Raw genomic sequence first — 17,035 nt, forward strand, 5'->3', positions numbered from 1 at the left:
CGCCGGGCTTTTGCGCCGCCCCGGGAGTGGACTTTTCCGCAAATCTGTTTATTGGTTTTGGGCGCGCGGACGGGGCAGCCCCCCGGCGCAATCCGAATCGAGGGACGCCAATGCTGAAAATAGAGAACCTGCACGTGCGGATCGGCGAGCGGGAGGTGCTGCGCGGCATCGACCTGGAAATCGCCGAGGGCGAGACGTTCATCCTGTTCGGCCCCAACGGCTCGGGCAAGACCACCCTGCTCATGACCCTCATGGGTTTCGGCAACTACACCATCACCGGCGGGCGCATCCTGTTCAAGGGCGTGGACATCACCCACGCGCCCATCCACGAGCGCGCGCGCCTGGGCATCGGCATGAGCTTCCAGCGCCCGCCGACCATCCACGGCCTCAAGACCCGCCATCTGGTGGAGATGTGCGCCGTGCACGGGCACAACAAGGGCGGCATCGACGTGGAGGCCATGGCCGGGCGCGTGAATTTCGACACTTTCCTGGACCGCGACATCAACGCGGGCTTCTCCGGCGGCGAGATCAAGCGCTCGGAGCTCTTGCAGCTCATGGCCCAGGCCCCGGACCTGGTGCTCTTCGACGAGCCCGAGTCCGGCGTGGACCTGGAAAACATGAAGCTCATCGGCACCACGGCCCGCAAGCTGCTGGACGGCTTCATCGAGCCCCGCCCGGGCCTGTCCATGAAGGAGCAGAAGTCCGGCCGCAGGACCGCCGGGCTGATCATCACCCACACCGGCTACATCCTGGAATACGTCAATGCCGACCGGGGCCAGGTCATGTACAACGGCCACCTGTGCTGCGAGGCCCGCCCGCGCGACATTCTCGACCACGTGGGCCGCTACGGCTACCAGGAGTGCGTGCGCTGCCTGAGCCAGCCGGGCACCATCCAGGAATCCTTGGGAGGCGCGCAATGACCGGACCCGAATTCAAGCTCTCCGACTTCTCCTTCGACGGCGCCAGCGCCCCGGCCATCGAGGATCTCTCCACCCTGGGCGAGGCCGACAAGAAGCGCCTGCTCTACGCGGGCGTGGACGTGGACCAGAAGGACCGCGCCGGGTCGTTTCTGCACATGGACCACTCCGGGGTCCACTGCCGTTCCAACCACCCGGGCGTGGAAATCCTGGACATCAAGCAGGCCCTGAAGAAGTACGACGGGCTGCCCGGCCACTTCTGGACCCAGGTGGACCCCGACAAGGACGAGTTCACCCGCGCCGCACGCGAGCAGCTGCACGGCGGCTACTTCGTGCGCACCGCGCCGGGCGCCAAGATCGTCGAGCCCGTGCAGTCGTGCCTGTTCCTCAAGGGCCAGGCCGTGGGCCAGAACGTGCACAACGTGGTCATCGTCGAGGAAGACTCGGAGCTGCACATCATCACCGGCTGCGCCGTGGCGGGCGAAACCCAGTCCGCCGCGCACCTGGGCATCAGCGAGTTCTTCATCAAGAAGGGCGGCAGGCTGACCTTCACCATGATCCACAACTGGGGCCACAACACCGTGGTGCGTCCGCGCACGGCGGGGGTGGTCGAGGCCGGGGGCGTGTTCCAGAGCAACTACGTGTTGCTCAAGCCCGTGAAGACGCTGCAATCCTACCCGGCCATCACCCTGGCGGGCGAGGGCTCCGTGGCGCGCTTCAACTCGGTCATCGTGGCCCCTCCCGGCTCGCATGTGAACTCCGGCAGCCGCATCAACCTGGCCGCCTCGGGCACGCGCGGCGAGATCATCTCGCGGACCATGACCACCGGCGGCACCATCATCGCCCCGGCCAACATCACGGCCAGCGCCGTGCCCGCGCGCGGGCACCTGGAGTGCAAGGGCCTGATCATCGGCGAGGGCCGCATCTGGGCCATCCCCGAGCTGGACGGGACCATGGAGGGCGTGGAGCTCTCCCACGAGGCCGCCGTGGGCAAGATCGCCCAGGAGGAGATCGAGTACCTCCAGGCGCGCGGCATGGACGAGGCCGAGGCCACCTCGACCATCGTGCGCGGGTTCCTCAACGTGGACATGGACGGCCTGCCCCCGAGGCTCCAGCAGGCCATCAGCGAGCAGATCGATCAGCTCGACAGCAGCGACGCCATGTAGCGCCGCCCTGGGGCGCGCCGCAACGGCGCGGGCAAGAGGCCCGGCGGGGAGCGCTTCCCGCCGGGCTTTTTTGCGGCCCGGGCCGGGCCCTCGGGAAAAGATTCACGTTGGTTGACGGGCCCTGCGAAATGGATGACAAGCAGGGGGCGGGCCGCAATGGTCCGCATTCGTGCATTTGCGAGAAAGGGTGGACGGGTTGTCCGTGACCTGCGGCGGGGGAGCCGCAGGACGACGCGCGGGCGGCCCCCATTGCAGAGCGAGAGGACGGATGCCGGGGTACAAAGGGCACCTGATGGGCGCCGGTCTTGTGGCCGGGGGCGCCTGGGCGGCCCTTGCGGCCTGGCTTCCGGCCCATGATCCGGGGCCCCTGCTGGGCAGCGTGCTCGCGGCCATCTGTGTGCTGGCGGCGCTGTTTCCCGACGTGGACACGGACTCCAAGGGCCGGGGGCTGTTCTACGCCATCCTGGCCGCCGTGGACCTGGGGCTCCTGGTGCGCGGGCAGTACCGCTGGGCCGCCGTGCTCGGCTTCGCGGCCATGCTGCCCGCCCTGGGGCACCACCGCGGCTGGACGCACAGCTGGTGGGCCATGCTGCTCGTGCCGCTGCCCATCCTGGTGCTGCCGGTGGTTTTCTACGGCGCGCAGCCCGTGGCCTTGGTGCCCTTCTACGCCGCCGCCGTGCTGGGCTACCTCTCGCACCTGGTGCTCGACGCGCTGCTGTGACCCGGGGCGCCCGCACAGGGCCGACCTCCCCCCGCCCCGCCAAAGGGAGACCGATGCGAAAGGTTTGTGCCCGCTGCCTGCACTGGGTGCCCCCCAAGAACACGCCCATCGTCTGCGACGTGGAGGGGGAGTGCCGCTATCGCCCGCCGGGGGAACCGGCCAGCAGCGCGCCGCGCTACGAATGCCTGACCGAGGCCTGCGGGTGCTGCGAGTTCTACGAGCCCAACCCGGCGTTTGCCGCCGGGCCGCCGGGCGGCGCCGACCCCTGAGCCGGGCCGCCGGGCCACCCCGCCCCAGGAACGGGAAAAGCCCCGGAGCATGCCGCTCCGGGGCTTTTTCGCGGCCCTGGCCGGGCGCGCTAGTCTTCCTCGTCGCCCATGCCGGGCAGCCACTCGCCGAGAACGTCCACCAGCTGGCGGGCCTGGCGCGCGGAGGAGATGTTGAACTTGGACTGCAACGAGTAACGCCCGCCGCGCTTCTGGTAGCGCCCGACGCGGATCTTGGGCGCCTTGTACTCGCCCGTGCGCTTGTCCATCTCCTGGTACAGGAACATGATCGTGGACCAGGAGCCCTTGGTCAGGACCTCCTTCTTGAGTTCCTTGACCAGTAGGCGGCCTTCCTCGTCTTCCCAGTTGATGGTAATGTCTTCAATGGTTTCGGCCATGCGTCCTCCTCTGGATTCTCGCGCGAAGCGTGCGCCCGGGCCGTGTGGCCCACTGCGCCCGGCCCTGCGCGCGCCCGTTTCACTCGCACGGATGGAGCGCGATGACAAATCTTTTTTCCATGGCGCGCGCCGGGGAGGGTGCCCGCGAGTGGTGCACGGGTGCCTTGGCAACCCGGGTATGTGGACCGGGGGGCTACAGGAAGGCCGGGGCGGCAGAGTGGCAGGGTCCACGGTATCCGTCGCGCAGGGTTTGCCTCGGTGGCTGAGGCGGAGCTATCTCCTGACCACAGGGTGGACCTTGGGGGCGCAGATCATCTTGGCGACGGTGAACGCTTCCTGTGCTGTTGGCCGAGTGAAGGCAAAGCCCCAGGCAGAGCGGCTTGTGGTTTCTTCTTCGTATATAACCTGTTGCTGAGCGAATATTCGCATTTTATCTTCTGGGCATTTTTCCATCGCGCATGGGATATTCAGGTGCTCCTGGTTGATTTCGACAACAATTGCATATACAACGCTTTGAATTTCTCCGTCATTGTAGTGCATGTCTGTTGTTTCACCTATCCAGATGAAGCCAACATTTGAGCAGTCGAGATCGATCCTGCACTCTGCATACGCTTTTGCGTATATGGAGAGTGTGGTGAAAAACATGAAAATGAGCACTAGCTTACTGTGTTTTATATTCAATTTCATAGAGGACAAGGGAGTTGTCTCCTGCTCTGACGTGGATGGATAATTCGTAGTCCATTTGCTTTGTGTCTATGTTCCCAATGTGTTCCTTGATTGCTGATCCTATGGGTAACATTTTTGCGAATGTTTTCCCGTTTTTTATTTCAACATAGACGCCTGAAAGAAGTCCTGGCCCTGCGTTTCGCATGGATACCATCACTTGCCCTTTGGCCTGGAAGCGATGTGTCACTCTGTCGTCGAAGCCGTAGAGTTTGCCGACGATATGTCGTTGGCGTGCGATGGCCGTATGCTTTTGTATCAGGCATTTGCAGTTCGGGTGTGGCCGCTTTGGTTATTTTCGGAAAACTCTGCCTGCCAGGGCTCTGCATTTGGCGCACGCTGTCGCTTCCGGGATCACCGTCCAGTAGTGCGCCCCGCCCGCTGGGTCGAAGGCCTTCTCAAGGTCTTCATCCAGCGGGCCGGGAGCCGGAAGTTCGGCCAATTCACTTTCGAGGCCCTGGCTGTCAATCCGGTTGACCGGATCGTCGATGCAATACTCATAGGTGTCAGGGTCTCCTTCCGGCGAATGGCTTGGGTCGCAGGCGGTGAAGCGGCCGCTTTGCGGATCGTAGTCGCGGTGGCCGAAGCGGATCAGGCCCGTCCAGCGGTCCTGCGCGCCGCCTGCGAAGGTCAGGGGCAGGAAGAAGTGCGGGGCGCTGTCGTCCACCACGTTGCCGAACGCATCGTACAGGACCGTCTTTACCAGATCGCCTGCTTCGTTTGCAACCGTTGTGATGCTGCCCACCTGGTCGCAACCCAGCGCGAAGAGGCAGGTTTCCCGGCCATCACGCAGGGTCATGGCCTTCGGGATGCGCGCCTTCCCGGCGTAATGGAAGTCCATGACCAGCCCCCGGCGGAGATCCTCATAGCGCGCCAGGCGCGACAGATCGTGCCAGGTCCAGCGTTCGGCGAGGTGGCCGTCCAGGGTGCAGGACAGGGGCTGACCGGCGGCATTGCGCTCCCAGCGCACCGTGCTGCCGCCGGGCAGCTGGGCCCGGATCAACCCGCCGTGCGGGCCGTAGGTGAAGTAGGTGGTGCCGCGTTGCGGGTCGCGGCGCACGCTGAGGGTGCCGTCCGGGCCATACCATAAACCTACGCCTCCCATGCGCCGGAGCTTGTCGTCCTGATACTGCAGTTCCATGCGCACCATGCCCAGGGCCTCGCTGCGGCTCATGACCCGGCGCCCCGCTGCATCGTAGGCGTATTCCTCGGTCAGCCGTCCATCGCGGCGGGCTTCCACCAGGCGCCCCTGCCTGTCGTAGGCGTACTGCGTGATCACCGTGCGCGGGCCCAGCCTGTGGCGCTTGCGGACGATGCGACCGCTTTCGTCACGTTCCAGGGTCAGGGCCGAACCTGCCCGGCCCTGGACGGGCGCCGCACCCGGGGCCTGCGGGAGGTGCCGCTGTCCCGTCGAGGCCCGGGGGGCCGACGCATTGCCTTCGTTTGGCCTGCCCGGCCCACCCTGGCCGTCGCCAAAGAGCTGTGCGAAGTAGGCCGCCGATCCGAAACGCTCCCGGGCTGCCGCCTCCTGGCGTTGACGCGCGTGCTCGTCCGCCTTTGCGAAGACTTCCGCCCCGAATTGTCCGCCACCGTGTCTGCCTGTCCTCTCGCGCCCCTTGCTCATGGCTGCTCCTCCCTGGCTTTTTTCGCCTTTCATCGGGTACGGCATCCCCGCGCCATGGCTGGCAATGGTGCTCTGCCCTTGGGGATTGCCTCATTCGCTGTGGCGTGTCCTCGTGACCGTGCCGAAGGGTGTCCGTATAGGCGAATATTGCCTATGTGTCAAGCGGGGAAGATGAAAAATCCTTGCTCGTGGGTGCGCGCGGTCGCGGGGCGTTGGCGATGGGGATGGCGGCCCTGCAGCGGCAATCCGGAATGCGGCGCAGGCACGCTGGGATGTGGCGGCCCCCGCGCCCGGTTCCATGGTGCGGCGAAAAAGGCCGAGGGTGGCGGCAAGGCAAGGCGGGCGGGACGCGAAATTTGTGAGGATCGGGGGACGGCGAGGATCAGGGGACGGCGGGGAGTGGGGGACGGCGAAGAGCGGGGGCTACGGGGCGCGGGGCGGCGCTCCGCTTGCGGGCGGAGGGCTCTACAGGGCCATCAGGCGCAGGTAGAGGTCGCCCTTGAGGGGGCCGAGCTTGCGGCCCAGGCCGCGCAGGCGCAGGGCGCGGCCGATGACGTAGTCGGGCGGGATGGGCACTTCCACGGTGATGGGGTCGCCGGACCAGGCGCGGCGCACCTGCAGGCGCAGGCGGTTGCCGGGCAGGAGCTGGGCGGCGGGCAGGCGCACGGTCTGCTCGTCGTCCATCTGGCGGCGGACCCAGCCCTTGAGCCCGCGCCACAGGCCGAAGGTCAGGTCCAGGGACATTTCGCGGTCGCCCCAGCGCAGGGCCAGGCTGCGGCTGCGCGTGACCCCGGGGGCTCCCGGGGCCCCGGCCGGGGCGCCCCGGCGGATCTGGCTGTAGATGTCCTCGAAGACCTTGCGCGCGAAGGGGTCGTTCAGGATGTTCTTGAGCACCTCCTCCTTGCGGTAGAAGAAGCGCCCGTCGGCCCCGGGCCGGGGCCCGGCGGGGCCCGCGCCGTTGGCGGCCCCGTTGCCCGTACCGTTGCCCGGGGCCTTGGCCTGGGCCTGGGCGCGGTAGCGCGCGGCGCCCTCGGCCTGGTCCGCCGTGGGCTTGGCCTCGGGGCGCGCCCCGGGGCGGGGCGGCGGCTCCTGGGCCAGGGCCTCGCGCAGCAGCACGTAGGCCTCGTTGAGCTTCTGGAATTCGGCGTGGGCCTGGGGGTTGCCGGGGTTCAGGTCGGGGTGCAGCTCGAAGGCGCGCTTGCGGAAGGCCGACTTCACGTCGTCCAGGCTCGCGCCCTTGTGCAGGCGCAGGATGCGGTAGCACTCGCGGATGTCCACGTCGCCCCCGGCTAGTCGGGCAGGTTCAGCAGGGCGCCGGGCGCGCCCTCGTCGGTTTCGTCCACGCCCAGGGCGCGCACGTAGGCCAGCCCCTGGCGGCGGAACTCCGCATGGCCCGCCGGGGCGCACACGCCGGGGCAGTCGTCCTGGATCATCTCCCAGCTGGAGCGGTCCACCAGGTTGCCGCGAAAGAAGGGCCAGGCCCGGCAGATGTCCGGCCTGCCCGCATGCACGGCGCAGCCGCGCTCGCGGCTGTAGAACACGCAGAACCCGTCATCCCCGCAGCGCAGGCGGACCTTGCCGCCCACGGTCTCGGCATAGCGTTCGGCCATGGCCGCCTCGGGCAGGCCCAGGTGCGCCGCCAGGCGCGCGCGGTCGCGCGCGGCCAGGACGATGCCCCCCGTGCCCTCGCAGCAGTGCCCGCACATGCGGCACACGAAGACCACGGGTGCCTGCGGCGCGGCGCTCACAGGCCAAGCCTCCGCCATTCGACCATCAGGCAGGCGTCTTCCACCACACGGATGCCCGACCCGGCCAGCACGGCCCCGGCCTCGGGGCTGGTGATGCCCGACTGCATCCAGAAGGCCAGGGGCCGGGGCGCCAGGGCCAGGGCCTCGGCGGCGTGGGCCGCGCAGTGCTCCGGCGCGCGGAATACGTTGACCAGGTCCACGGCCACGGGCACCTCGGCCAGGCTGGAGTAGGTCGGCAGGCCCCACACGTCGCGGCGCCTGGGGTGCACGGGCACCACGGCCAGCCCCGCGTCCATGAGGGCGCGGCCGACCATGTCCACCGGGCGGCCCGGCTTGTCCACGGCGCCGATGACGGCAACGGTCTTGACCTTTTCGAGCAGGGTCTTTAGCTCATCGTCGAACAGCATGGCATCTCCGCAGGGGGGCCGGGCCGCAAGGGCCGTGGCCGGGAGCCCTGTTCTGTGTGAAAAACACCGCCCCGTCAAGCATCCCGGAGGACCGATGACCCAGCGCCTGACCCCCGAGGCCGCCCGCGCCCTGTATGAAAGCCAGGACGTGTTCGCCCTGGGCCGCATGGCCCACGCCCGGCGCCTGGAACTGCATCCGGAGCCCGTGGTCACCTACATCGTTGACCGCAACATCAACTACACCAACGTCTGCGTGTCGGGCTGCCGCTTCTGCGCCTTCTTCCGCGCCCCTGGGGACCCGCAGGGCTACGTGCTTTCGCATGGCGAACTGGAGGCCAAGGTCCGCGAAACCGTGGAGCTGGGCGGCTACCAGATCCTGCTCCAGGGCGGCATGCATCCGGACCTGGGGCTGGACTTCTACACGGACATGCTGGCCTTCCTCAAGGCGCGCTTCCCGCAGGTGGCCATCCACGGCTTCTCGCCCACGGAAATCTGGTACCTGGGCCAGGCTGCGGGCCTGGGCCACGCCGAGGTCCTCCGTCGGCTGGTGGCGGCGGGGCTGGACTCCATCCCCGGCGGCGGCGCGGAAATCCTCACCGAGCGCATGCGCGCCCTGGTCTCGCCGCGCAAATGCACCGCTGCGCAGTGGCTGGAGGTCATGCGCGAGGCCCACGCCCAGGGCCTGCGCACCACGGCGACCATGATGTTCGGCCAGGGCGAGACCCTGGACGAGCGCATCGAGCACCTGGACCGCCTGCGCGCGCTCCAGGACCGGACCGGCGGCTTCACGGCCTTCATCCCCTGGACCTTCCAGCCCGCCAACACGCGCCTGGCCGCGCCCGAGGCCTCGGCGGTGGACTACCTGAAGACCCTGGCCCTGGCGCGGCTGTACCTGGACAACGTGGCCTCGGTGCAGGCATCGTGGGTCACGCAGGGGCCCATGGTCGGGCAGCTGGCCCTGCTGTGGGGCGCCAACGATTTCGGCTCGACCATGATCGAGGAGAACGTGGTGGCGGCGGCGGGGGTGCATTTCCGGCTGCCCGAGGCCGAGTTGCGGCGGCTGGTGGAGGCCGCCGGGTTCGCCCCGCGCCGCAGGACCATGGATTACACCCTGCTGGAGTGACGCGGTGACGACCTTCTGGATGTACGGCCTGGGCCTGTGGCTGGTGCTGCTGGCCCTGGCCATGCTCAACGGCGCGGCGCGGGTGCTCGTGAGCCAGCCGCGCCTGGGGCCGGACCGCGCGCGCCAGGTGCACACCGTGCTGCTGGCCCTGGCGGCCCTGGGGCTGGCCGTGCCCTTCGTGCGCGCCCAGGGCGTGGCCCAGGCCGGGCCGCTGTGGGGCCTGGGCGCGGCCTGGGCCGGGCTGACCGTGGCCTTCGAATGCGCCATGGGCCGTGCCCGGGGCCTGCCCTGGAGCGAGATCTTCGCCGACTGGAACCTGGCCCGGGGCCGCCTGTGGCCGCTGTTCCTGCTGGTTCTGGCCGCGGCGCCGTGGTGTGCGGCGCGCCTGACCCTTGCCCCGTAACCCCGACCCGGGAGCCCCCATGTCCGCCCCGTTTTCCGCTGCCTCCGCCCCCCTGTGCTGGGCCCACCGCGGCCACAGCGCCGCCTTTCCCGAGAACACCCTGCCCGCCTTCGAGGCCGCCGTGGCCGCCGGGGCGGACGGCGTGGAGCTGGATGTGACCCTGTCTGCCGACGGGCGCCTGGTGGTCATCCACGACGCCACCCTGGAGCGGACCACCAACGGCCACGGCCCGGTGAGCGCCCGGCCCTGGGCCGAGTTGGCCGGGCTGGACGCCGGGGCGTGGTTCGGCCCGCAGTTCGCGGGGGTGCGCCTGCCGCTGCTGGAGGAGGTGCTGGAGGCCGTGGGCCGCCGGGTGCTGGTGAACATCGAGATCAAGCCCGAGGCGGCCTGCGTTCCGGCCTGGGCGCCGGGGGTGGAGCCCGTGGAGCGCCAGGTGGCGGCCCTGGTGCGGCGCATGGGCCTTGGGCGGCGGGTGGTGGTCTCCAGCTTCAACTACCAGAGCCTCATCACCCTGCGTTCCCTGGACGCGGAGCTGCCCCTGGGCGTGCTGTGCGAGGGCGAGGCCAATGTGGATTTCCTGGCCCTGCTGGGGGCCATCGGCGCCGCCTCGTTCCACCCCTGGCTGGACGCCCTGGACGCGGACCTGGCCGGGCGGGTGCGCGCGGCGGGCTATGGGCTGTTCCCCTGGGTCTACACCGCCGCCAACACCCCCGAGGGCATGGCCCGGGCCCTGGACCTGGGCGCCACGGGCTTTTTCGCCAACGACCCCGCGCTCTTCCTTGCGGCCAGGGCCACCCGGGCTGCCCGGCCCACCGGGACCGCCCCGGGCACGCGCGCGGGGCGCTGATACGCCGACGAATCCCCGGGCAAGGGGTTGGTTGGTCACCCGGGGCGGGCGCGCCGCGCGCTGACTCAGCCCCGGGCGCCCACGCCCACGAAGAGCTTCTTGGCTTCCATGACCTTGTGCAGGTAGCGCCGCGTCTCCTCGGCGGGCAGGCGGGTGCGCAGGTGCTCGTAGACCTGGGCCGGGCCCAGGGCGTTGATGCGCGCGGTGGCCCGGGCGCGGTCGGCGTCGAAGCTGCGCAGCACGGCGCCGGACCCGCCGTTGTACGCCGCGATGACGCAGTATTCGCGCGACACCGGGTCGGCCACGGCGTCCAGGTGGCGCGTGTCCAGCAGGTGCAGGTAGGCCGTGCCGTAGAGCACGTTGTTCTCCGGCTCGAAGAGGAATTCCTTGCTCGGCTGGCCCTTCTTGCCCGACAGGAACAGGGTCACGTCGGCCCCGGCGGTGCCGGGCACGATCTGCATCAGCCCGAAGGCCGGGGCGGAGCTGACGGCGAACGGGTTGAAGTCGCTCTCGGTCTTCATGATGGCGTAGACGAGGTTCTCGCTGACGCCGAAGCGCCGGGCGCGCTCGCGCACGGTGGCGGCGTAGCGCGCGGCGCGCACGTGCAGGTGGCCGGGCACCAGCTCGAAGCGCACCGCGCGCGCCGTGAGCGGGCCTGCGTCGCCCTGCACCGTGCGCGCGGTCGTGCCCCGGGCCACCAGCTCGCGGGCGAAGGCCTTGGCGCGCCATTCCCAGCGGATGTCCTGGCCCTGGAAGTCCTTGACCTGCCCGTAGAGGAAGGGCTCGTCGCCCAGGGTGATGTCCGAGGCCGAGTAGAGGTCCACGGCGCGCGGGTCCGCCGGGGCGAGGACGGTGGCCGTCACGGCGGCCTCCAGGCTGGCCTGGGGCGCCCGCTGGTCCACGGTCTCCACGGTCACGACCCCGGTGTCGAAGTCCACCATGGCCCGGCTCTTGTAGTCGCCGCTGTATTTGACGTAGCGGCGCGGGGTGGGCTCCTCGCGGTCCTTGGGCCCCCAGATGCCGTCCACGGCCTTGCGGAAGGCCGCCAGGCGGTCCTTGAAGGCCTTGAGGTCCCAGGCCAGGGCCTGGGGGTTGGCCGCGTAGCGCACGGCCTTTTCGGCGGCCAGGACCTGGGCCCCGGCCACGTCGCCCGTGGCCAGGATGCGTGCGGCGCGCACGGTGTCGCCGGCGCTGCATGCGGCCAGCAGCAGACACAGCGAGGCCAGGAGCAGGCGCAGCGGGCGCGGGCGGCCCGGGGGCAATGGCGCGTGGCGCCGGGCGGGGCCGGAGGGCATCGCGCGGCCCGGCGCCCCGGGGCTTTTGGAGCTCGGCATGGCCCGAACCTAGCCCAAAAAGCGGTGAACCGGAAGAGTGCCCCGGCGGGGAGTCCGCGACGGCGGAGGCAGGGCCGCCGGGGCCGACGAGAGGGAGGCGGCGCGGGGCGCGGGCCGGAGCCGCGCGCGTTCAGCTGCGCAGGGTGGCCGTCAGCCGTGCGGGCGTGAGCAGCAGGTCCAGGGCGTCGCAGATGTCGGTGCACACGGCGTCGGCGGCCAGCAGGGCCGCGCCCGCCGCGCCTTCGGCCAGGATCACCGCGATGCCCACCCGGGCCAGGGCCAGCATGGGCGCGTCGATGCGCCCGTTGCCCACGGCCACGCAGCCCGCCGGGCCCAGGCGGCGCACCAGGGCGGCCTTGGCCTCGGCCTGCCCCGTGGCGGGCAGGGGCTCCAGGGCCACGCCCAGCTCGCGGGCCAGCCGGGCGGCGTTGCCGCGCGTGTCGGCGCTGGTCAGATGGATGGACAGCTGCGCGCCCAGGGCCTCCAGGCGCCCGGCCACTCCCGGCAGCAGCGCGCCGTCCACGGTGAGCGTGCCGTTGAGGTCCAGCACCAGGTGGGTCAGCTCCAGGGCGCCGAAGCCCGGGATGTCCGCGCGCAGCATGGCTGTGCTCAGGCCCGGCCCTGTTCCAGGGTCTGTTGCAGGGCGGCCAGGGCGGCCTCGGCCTCGGCCTGCCCGGGGCCGAAGAAGGCGCGGACCTGCTCGTCGGGCAGGACCTGCGGGTCGTAGCGCAGGGTCACGGTCATGGCGAAGACGTTCACGTCCAGGCCCAGCACGCCCCGGGGCAGGGGCGTGGCGCCGCTGGCCAGGCCCTTGAAGCGCGCGTCGCCCAGGATGGCGGGGTTGACCCCCAGGCGCAGGGCGCCGGGGGCGTGGTCCTTGAGGGTCAGGTACTGCCGGGCCTGGAACAGGGTGGCGAGGTCCATGGGGGGTCCGTCCTTGGGGTGGAATGTGCCGCCGGGCGGCGCCCGATGGATAAACCATGCCCGGAGGCTTGGCAACCCGGGGCGCGCGCGTCGTGCACGGCCCCGGGCGGCCGCGCGGGTTGCCAGGTCCGGACAGGTCTCCCCGGCGCTTGCCCGGGGCACGGCCCCGGGCGGTCGCGCGGGTTGCCAAGGGGGGCGGTCTTTTCGTATGACCGTGGGCCCGGGGAATCGATTCCCCTTTCCTCTCCCCACCCGAACCCGGAGCGCCGCATGTTCGCCGCCGTCGAAACCGTTCCCGCCGAAGAACTGGCCCTGCGCTGGGCCCGCTGCCGCACCCTGCTGGACCGGCACCTGCCCGAGGCCGGGGGCCTGCTGGTCTTCTCGCGCGTGGCCATCTACTGGTTCACGGGCCACCTGGGCAACGGCCTGTTCTGGCTGCCCCGCGAGGGCGCGCCGGTGCTGCTCTGCCGCAAGGGCGCGGAGCGCGCGCGGCTGGAATCGCCCCTGGAGACCATTTTCCCCTTCCGCTCCTACCGCGACGTGCGCGGGCTGCTGGAGCAGGCGGGCTCGCCCCTGGCGCCGGTTGCGGCCTGCGAGATGTCCGGGCTGCCCTGGAGTTTCGGGCTCAAGCTGGAGCAGGAGCTGGACCACGGCACGCGCCTGGTGTCCGGCGACACGGTGCTGGCCCTGGGGCGGATGAAGAAGACCGCCTGGGAGCTGGACAAGCTGCGCCTGTGCGGCGAGCGGCACCACCTGGCCCTGCACGAGATGCTGCCCGGGGTGCTGCGCCCGGGCATGAGCGAGCGCGAGGTGGCGCATCTGGCCTGGGAGGCCTTCTTCGCCCTGGGCCACAGCGGGCCGCTGCGCATGGGCGCCTTTGGCGAGGAATGCTTCCTGGGGCATGTGGCGGCGGGCGACAGCGCCAACTACCCCAGCGTGTTCAACGGCCCGGTGGGCCTGCGCGGCGAGCATCCGGCGGTGCCCTTCATGGGCTACGCGGGCAAGCTCTGGCAGCCGGGCGAGCCCCTGGCCTGCGACATCGGCTTCTGCCTGGAGGGCTACCTGACGGACAAGACCCAGGTCTACTGGGCCGGGCCGGCCTCCAGCGTGCCCGACGCCGCGCGCCGGGGCCACGACTTCTGCGTGGAGGTCCAGGCCCTGCTGGCCGGGCGCATGGTGCCCGGGGCGCTGCCCGAGGAGCTCTACCGCGAGGTCATGGAGCTGGCCGCCGCGCGCGGGATGCAGGATGGCTTCATGGGCCTTGGCGCCAACAAGGTGCGCTTTTTGGGCCACGGCATCGGGCTGGTCATCGACGAGTTCCCGGCCATCGCCGCCAAGATCAAGACGCCCCTGGAAGAGGGCATGGTCATGGCCCTGGAGCCCAAGTTCGCCGTGCCCGGCCTGGGCATGGTCGGCGTGGAGAACACCTTCGAGGTCACGCCCACGGGCGCGCGCTGCATCACCGGCGACGAGTTCGACCTGGTGTGCGTGGAGTAGGGCGCGCGGCGCCCGGGCCTGCGGCCCGGCGCATGGGAAAGGGGGCGGCCCGGCGGGCCGCCCCCTTTCGCGTGGCAGACAGTTGCGCCCGGGTCGCAGCCCCGGGGCTCAGTCGAAGACCCCGCGCGCGGCCATGGCCACCTCGCCGCCCATGAGCACGCGCGCCGGGGCCTCGGGCGGCCCCTCCACGCGCACGCGGATTTCGCTGGGCCGGTGCACAAAGCGGCCCTGGCGGATGGTCAGCACGCGGCCCGGGGCGGCCAGGCCGTGGCGGACGAGGTAGGCCCCGGCGGGCCCGGCGGCGCTGCCCGTGGCCGGGTCCTCCAGCAGGCCGTGGTTGTCGAAGCTGCGGCCCTCGCGGGCGGCCACGTCCAGCGGATAGCAGAAATGGGCGCCCACGGCCCCGAGCAGGGCCGCGAAGTCCGCGCTGGCCGGGCGGGCGCGCTCCAGGCCCCGGCGCAGGGGCACCAGCAGATAGGGCAGCCCGGTGGAGACCATCTGCAGGGGCAGCCCGGGCACGAGGTCGTCCGCGTCCAGGCCCTGGGCGCGCAGCAGGGCCCGGGCCGTGTCCGTGTCCGCATCCAGGGGCGGGCCGAACTGCGGCGCGCCCTGGTCCATCTCGGCCTCGTACCAGCCCCCGAGCGGGCTCTGGGCCCGGCGCGTGGTCACGGCCACCGCGCGGGCGTTCAGGGCCAGGGTCCAGGTGGCGTCCTGCGGGGCGGCGGCGCCCAGGGCCTCGTGCAGCACGCAGGCCGCCCCGAGCACCGGGTGCCCGGCGAAGTCCAGCTCCTCCTCCACGGTGAACATGCGCGCGCGAGCGGTGCCCGGGCCCGGGCCCGGGGTCAGGAAGATGGACTCGAACTGGCGCAACTCGCGGGTCAGGGCCAGCATGCGCGGCGCGTCCAGGCTCCGGGCGTCGGGGAAGACCGCCAGCCCGTTGCCGCCCAGGGGCTCGCGGGAGAACACGTCCACCTGCCGCCAGGCGAGCCCCGGGGGCACGGGCGGGGCCGCGCTCACTGGGCGCCCGCTCCGGGTGCCAGCACCCGGGCCAGGGCGTCGTCCATCTGCCCGGCGGTGAACAGGTCGCGCAGCACCAGGGGCCGCAGGCTGTCCTGCCCGGTGGGGAACACGGCCACCACCGGGATGCTCTGGCTGCCCAGGGCGCGCAGCAGCTCCAGGTGGCCCGGGTTCTCGCGGGTCATGTCCACCTGCATCAGGCGCAGGCCCCAGCGCTTCTGCCAGCGGGCCAGATTGGCGGGGGCCAGGGCCGTGTGCTCCAGCAGCTTGCAGTTGGGGCACCAGTCGGCGGTGAAGTCCAGCAGCACGGGCTCGGTGCCCAGGGCGGCCCGGAAGGCGGTTTCGTCGTAGGGCTCCCACTGCGCCTTGGGCCCGGGGGGCGTGAGCAGCAGGAACCACGCCGCCACCACCACGGCCAGGGCCGCCGCGCGCACGACGGCGCGCCGCAGGGGCGGGTCGGACAACCCCGTCCAGCCGCCCCACATCCAGGCCGCCAGCCCCACGGCCCACAGCAGGGCCAGGGCGGGCACGAGCATGGCCCCGGGCAGGGTGGAGAGCAGGTACACGCAGGTGCCCAGCAGGAAGAAGCCCACGCCGCGCTCCAGATGGCGCATCCAGGCCCCGGGCCGGGGCAGCAGCCGCGCCAGCCCGGGCCGCGCGGCCATGACCAGAAACGGGCTGGCCATGCCCAGGCCGATGGCAAGGAACACGGCCAGGATGACCTCGGGCCGCTGGAGCAGCACCCAGCCGAGCACCCCGCCCAGGAAGGGGCCGCTGCACGGCGTGGCCAGCAGGGTGGCCAGCATGCCGGTGAACAGGGCCTGGGCCCGGGGGCTGCCCGGGCGCCCGGCCTTGAGGTCCACCACCGGCAGCGAATACAGCCCGAACAGCGACAGGGCCAGGGCGAAGACCACCAGGGTCAGCCCCAGCACGATGGCCGGGCTCTGGAACAGCTGGCCCCAGGCCAGGCCCAGGGCGGCCAGCACCCCGCCCAGCAGCAGGAAGTAGAGCAGCACGCCCGCCGAGAAGTACAGGTTGTGCTCGCGGAAGGCGCGCGCGCGGGCGCCCTGGTCGGCCTCGGCGGCCCCGGCCAGCAGCGAGGAGAGCTTCAGGCTGACCACGGGCAGCACGCAGGGCATGAAGTTGAGCAGCAGCCCGGCCAGGAAGGCCAGGGCCAGGGCCAGCCCCAGGCCCGAGACCTCCAGCCCGGGGTTGAAGAAGCGCGGCTCGAAGCGGGGCGCGGACGCCTCCTGCCCGGGCTGGCCGGGGCCGGGGGCCAGCTCCTGCACGGCGGCGGCCAGGGGGTCGCGGGCCTTGTCGTCAGCGGCGGCCAGGGTCGAGAACAGGGGAAACCAGAAGGTGAACTGGGCGTCGGGCAGCTCGGCCACGGGGCCGTCGTGGATCAGGGAGACCTCGGCGCGCAGGGGCCAGCAGTTCTTGTCCGAGCAGGCCGCCAGGGAGAGGGTGCCGCGCAGTTGGACGCGCTCGCCGGGTTCGGCGTCCAGCGGTACGAACAGGGGCACCGTGCCGTGGTAGGCGTTGACCGTGAGCTTGGGATCGAAGACGTCGGGCTCCTGGCTCCCCGGGGGGTAGAACACCGTCAGCGGCAGGAGCGATTCGCCCTCGCGCAGGCGCAGGGTGGTGGGCATGCCAGTTTCGCCCGGCGGGTTGGCGTAGGCGTGGAAGCCTTCCTCCAGGGTCAGCCAGAGCACGGCCACCAGCGGGGTGGGCCCGGACTGGGCCGCCTCGCCCACGCGAAAGAGCGCCCATTTGGTGGAGAAGGGTTCTGCGGCCCCCTGGGCCCGGGCGGGCGAGGGCGGCAGCACGGCCAGCGCGGCCAGAACCAGCAGCGCCGCCACGGCGGCGCGCGCAAGGCGGGAGTGGGTGACGGTCATGGCTCCGGGTATAAAGTTGAATTTT

At 71.1% G+C, this 17,035-nt stretch carries 19 protein-coding genes; 8 read left to right on the plus strand and 11 right to left on the minus strand.

Features of this window, described 5'->3' with window-relative positions; translation table 11 throughout:
* Positions 1-110 precede the first annotated feature (110 nt).
* The 4 genes from G495_RS0102570 to G495_RS0102585 all read left to right on the plus strand — a co-directional run bounded on the left by G495_RS0102570 (position 111) and on the right by G495_RS0102585 (position 3,073).
* The gene (locus tag G495_RS0102570; protein ID WP_028586529.1) at positions 111-920 is read left to right on the plus strand and encodes an ABC transporter ATP-binding protein; all 810 of its coding nucleotides are present in this window, start codon (positions 111-113) and stop codon (positions 918-920) included.
* Positions 917-2,083 carry a SufB/SufD family protein gene (locus G495_RS0102575; protein ID WP_028586530.1) on the plus strand — a complete coding sequence of 389 codons (1,167 nt, stop codon included), beginning with the start codon at positions 917-919 and terminating at the stop codon, positions 2,081-2,083. Before G495_RS0102570 ends, G495_RS0102575 begins: the two co-directional genes overlap by 4 nt.
* A gap of 268 nt (positions 2,084-2,351) precedes the next feature.
* Positions 2,352-2,804 (plus strand): metal-dependent hydrolase, encoded by a 453-nt coding sequence (locus tag G495_RS0102580; RefSeq protein ID WP_028586531.1) that lies wholly within the window; start codon positions 2,352-2,354, stop codon positions 2,802-2,804.
* A gap of 53 nt (positions 2,805-2,857) precedes the next feature.
* Positions 2,858-3,073 carry a hypothetical protein gene (locus tag G495_RS0102585; protein ID WP_028586532.1) on the plus strand — a complete coding sequence of 72 codons (216 nt, stop codon included), beginning with the start codon at positions 2,858-2,860 and terminating at the stop codon, positions 3,071-3,073.
* An 89-nt stretch (positions 3,074-3,162) separates the two neighbouring features.
* Here the strand turns inward: G495_RS0102585 and G495_RS0102590 are convergent, their stop codons facing one another.
* The 6 genes from G495_RS0102590 to G495_RS0102610 form a co-directional block, all read right to left on the minus strand.
* Positions 3,163-3,468 carry a hypothetical protein gene (locus G495_RS0102590; protein ID WP_028586533.1) on the minus strand — a complete coding sequence of 102 codons (306 nt, stop codon included), beginning with the start codon at positions 3,466-3,468 and terminating at the stop codon, positions 3,163-3,165.
* Positions 3,469-3,741: 273 nt separating this feature from the next.
* On the minus strand, positions 3,742-4,125 hold the full coding sequence (locus G495_RS21545) for a hypothetical protein (protein ID WP_156939547.1): 384 nt from the start codon (positions 4,123-4,125) through the stop codon (positions 3,742-3,744).
* Between the two features lie 358 nt (positions 4,126-4,483).
* Positions 4,484-5,815 (minus strand): RHS repeat domain-containing protein, encoded by a 1,332-nt coding sequence (locus G495_RS17220; RefSeq protein WP_051444983.1) that lies wholly within the window; start codon positions 5,813-5,815, stop codon positions 4,484-4,486.
* A 465-nt stretch (positions 5,816-6,280) separates the two neighbouring features.
* Positions 6,281-7,093, minus strand: a complete 813-nt coding sequence (locus G495_RS0102600; protein ID WP_028586534.1) for a J domain-containing protein — start codon at positions 7,091-7,093, stop codon at positions 6,281-6,283.
* An 11-nt stretch (positions 7,094-7,104) separates the two neighbouring features.
* Complete coding sequence (locus tag G495_RS0102605) at positions 7,105-7,563, minus strand: YkgJ family cysteine cluster protein (protein WP_028586535.1); 459 nt, start codon at positions 7,561-7,563, stop codon at positions 7,105-7,107.
* Positions 7,560-7,970, minus strand: coding sequence for a CoA-binding protein (locus G495_RS0102610; protein ID WP_028586536.1), 411 nt, complete (start codon positions 7,968-7,970; stop codon positions 7,560-7,562). Before G495_RS0102610 ends, G495_RS0102605 begins: the two co-directional genes overlap by 4 nt.
* 94 nt (positions 7,971-8,064) lie before the next feature.
* On the opposite strand from G495_RS0102610, the gene mqnC reads away from it, so the two are divergent.
* Genes mqnC through G495_RS17230 form a run of 3 tightly spaced genes read left to right on the plus strand, consistent with a single transcriptional unit; the run spans position 8,065 to position 10,343 of the window.
* Positions 8,065-9,093: a cyclic dehypoxanthinyl futalosine synthase gene (gene mqnC, locus G495_RS0102615; protein ID WP_028586537.1), complete on the plus strand. Its 1,029-nt coding sequence runs from the start codon at positions 8,065-8,067 to the stop codon at positions 9,091-9,093.
* A gap of 4 nt (positions 9,094-9,097) precedes the next feature.
* A complete protein-coding gene (locus tag G495_RS17225; protein ID WP_051444985.1) occupies positions 9,098-9,496 on the plus strand; it encodes a hypothetical protein in 399 nt (132 codons plus the stop codon).
* A 19-nt stretch (positions 9,497-9,515) separates the two neighbouring features.
* Positions 9,516-10,343, plus strand: a complete 828-nt coding sequence (locus G495_RS17230; RefSeq protein WP_051444986.1) for a glycerophosphodiester phosphodiesterase — start codon at positions 9,516-9,518, stop codon at positions 10,341-10,343.
* Between the two features lie 65 nt (positions 10,344-10,408).
* Here G495_RS17230 and G495_RS0102630 read toward each other — a convergent pair whose 3' ends face one another.
* The 3 genes from G495_RS0102630 to G495_RS0102640 all read right to left on the minus strand — a co-directional run bounded on the left by G495_RS0102630 (position 10,409) and on the right by G495_RS0102640 (position 12,601).
* Entirely contained in the window at positions 10,409-11,677 is a 1,269-nt protein-coding gene (locus G495_RS0102630) for a murein transglycosylase domain-containing protein (RefSeq protein ID WP_245588347.1), read from the minus strand.
* A 130-nt stretch (positions 11,678-11,807) separates the two neighbouring features.
* Positions 11,808-12,278 (minus strand): HAD family hydrolase, encoded by a 471-nt coding sequence (locus tag G495_RS0102635; protein ID WP_028586539.1) that lies wholly within the window; start codon positions 12,276-12,278, stop codon positions 11,808-11,810.
* Between the two features lie 8 nt (positions 12,279-12,286).
* Positions 12,287-12,601, minus strand: coding sequence for a hypothetical protein (locus G495_RS0102640; RefSeq protein ID WP_028586540.1), 315 nt, complete (start codon positions 12,599-12,601; stop codon positions 12,287-12,289).
* A 270-nt stretch (positions 12,602-12,871) separates the two neighbouring features.
* Between G495_RS0102640 and G495_RS0102645 the strand changes: the two genes are divergently transcribed.
* A complete protein-coding gene (locus G495_RS0102645; protein WP_028586541.1) occupies positions 12,872-14,098 on the plus strand; it encodes a M24 family metallopeptidase in 1,227 nt (408 codons plus the stop codon).
* A 108-nt stretch (positions 14,099-14,206) separates the two neighbouring features.
* Here G495_RS0102645 and G495_RS0102650 read toward each other — a convergent pair whose 3' ends face one another.
* Positions 14,207-15,115 carry a PhzF family phenazine biosynthesis protein gene (locus tag G495_RS0102650; protein WP_211234121.1) on the minus strand — a complete coding sequence of 303 codons (909 nt, stop codon included), beginning with the start codon at positions 15,113-15,115 and terminating at the stop codon, positions 14,207-14,209.
* Positions 15,112-17,010: a protein-disulfide reductase DsbD family protein gene (locus G495_RS17240; RefSeq protein ID WP_051444987.1), complete on the minus strand. Its 1,899-nt coding sequence runs from the start codon at positions 17,008-17,010 to the stop codon at positions 15,112-15,114. Before G495_RS17240 ends, G495_RS0102650 begins: the two co-directional genes overlap by 4 nt.
* Positions 17,011-17,035 lie beyond the last annotated feature (25 nt).

The organism is Desulfocurvus vexinensis DSM 17965 (genome assembly GCF_000519125.1).
Taxonomy (GTDB): Bacteria; Desulfobacterota; Desulfovibrionia; order Desulfovibrionales; family Desulfovibrionaceae; genus Desulfocurvus; species Desulfocurvus vexinensis.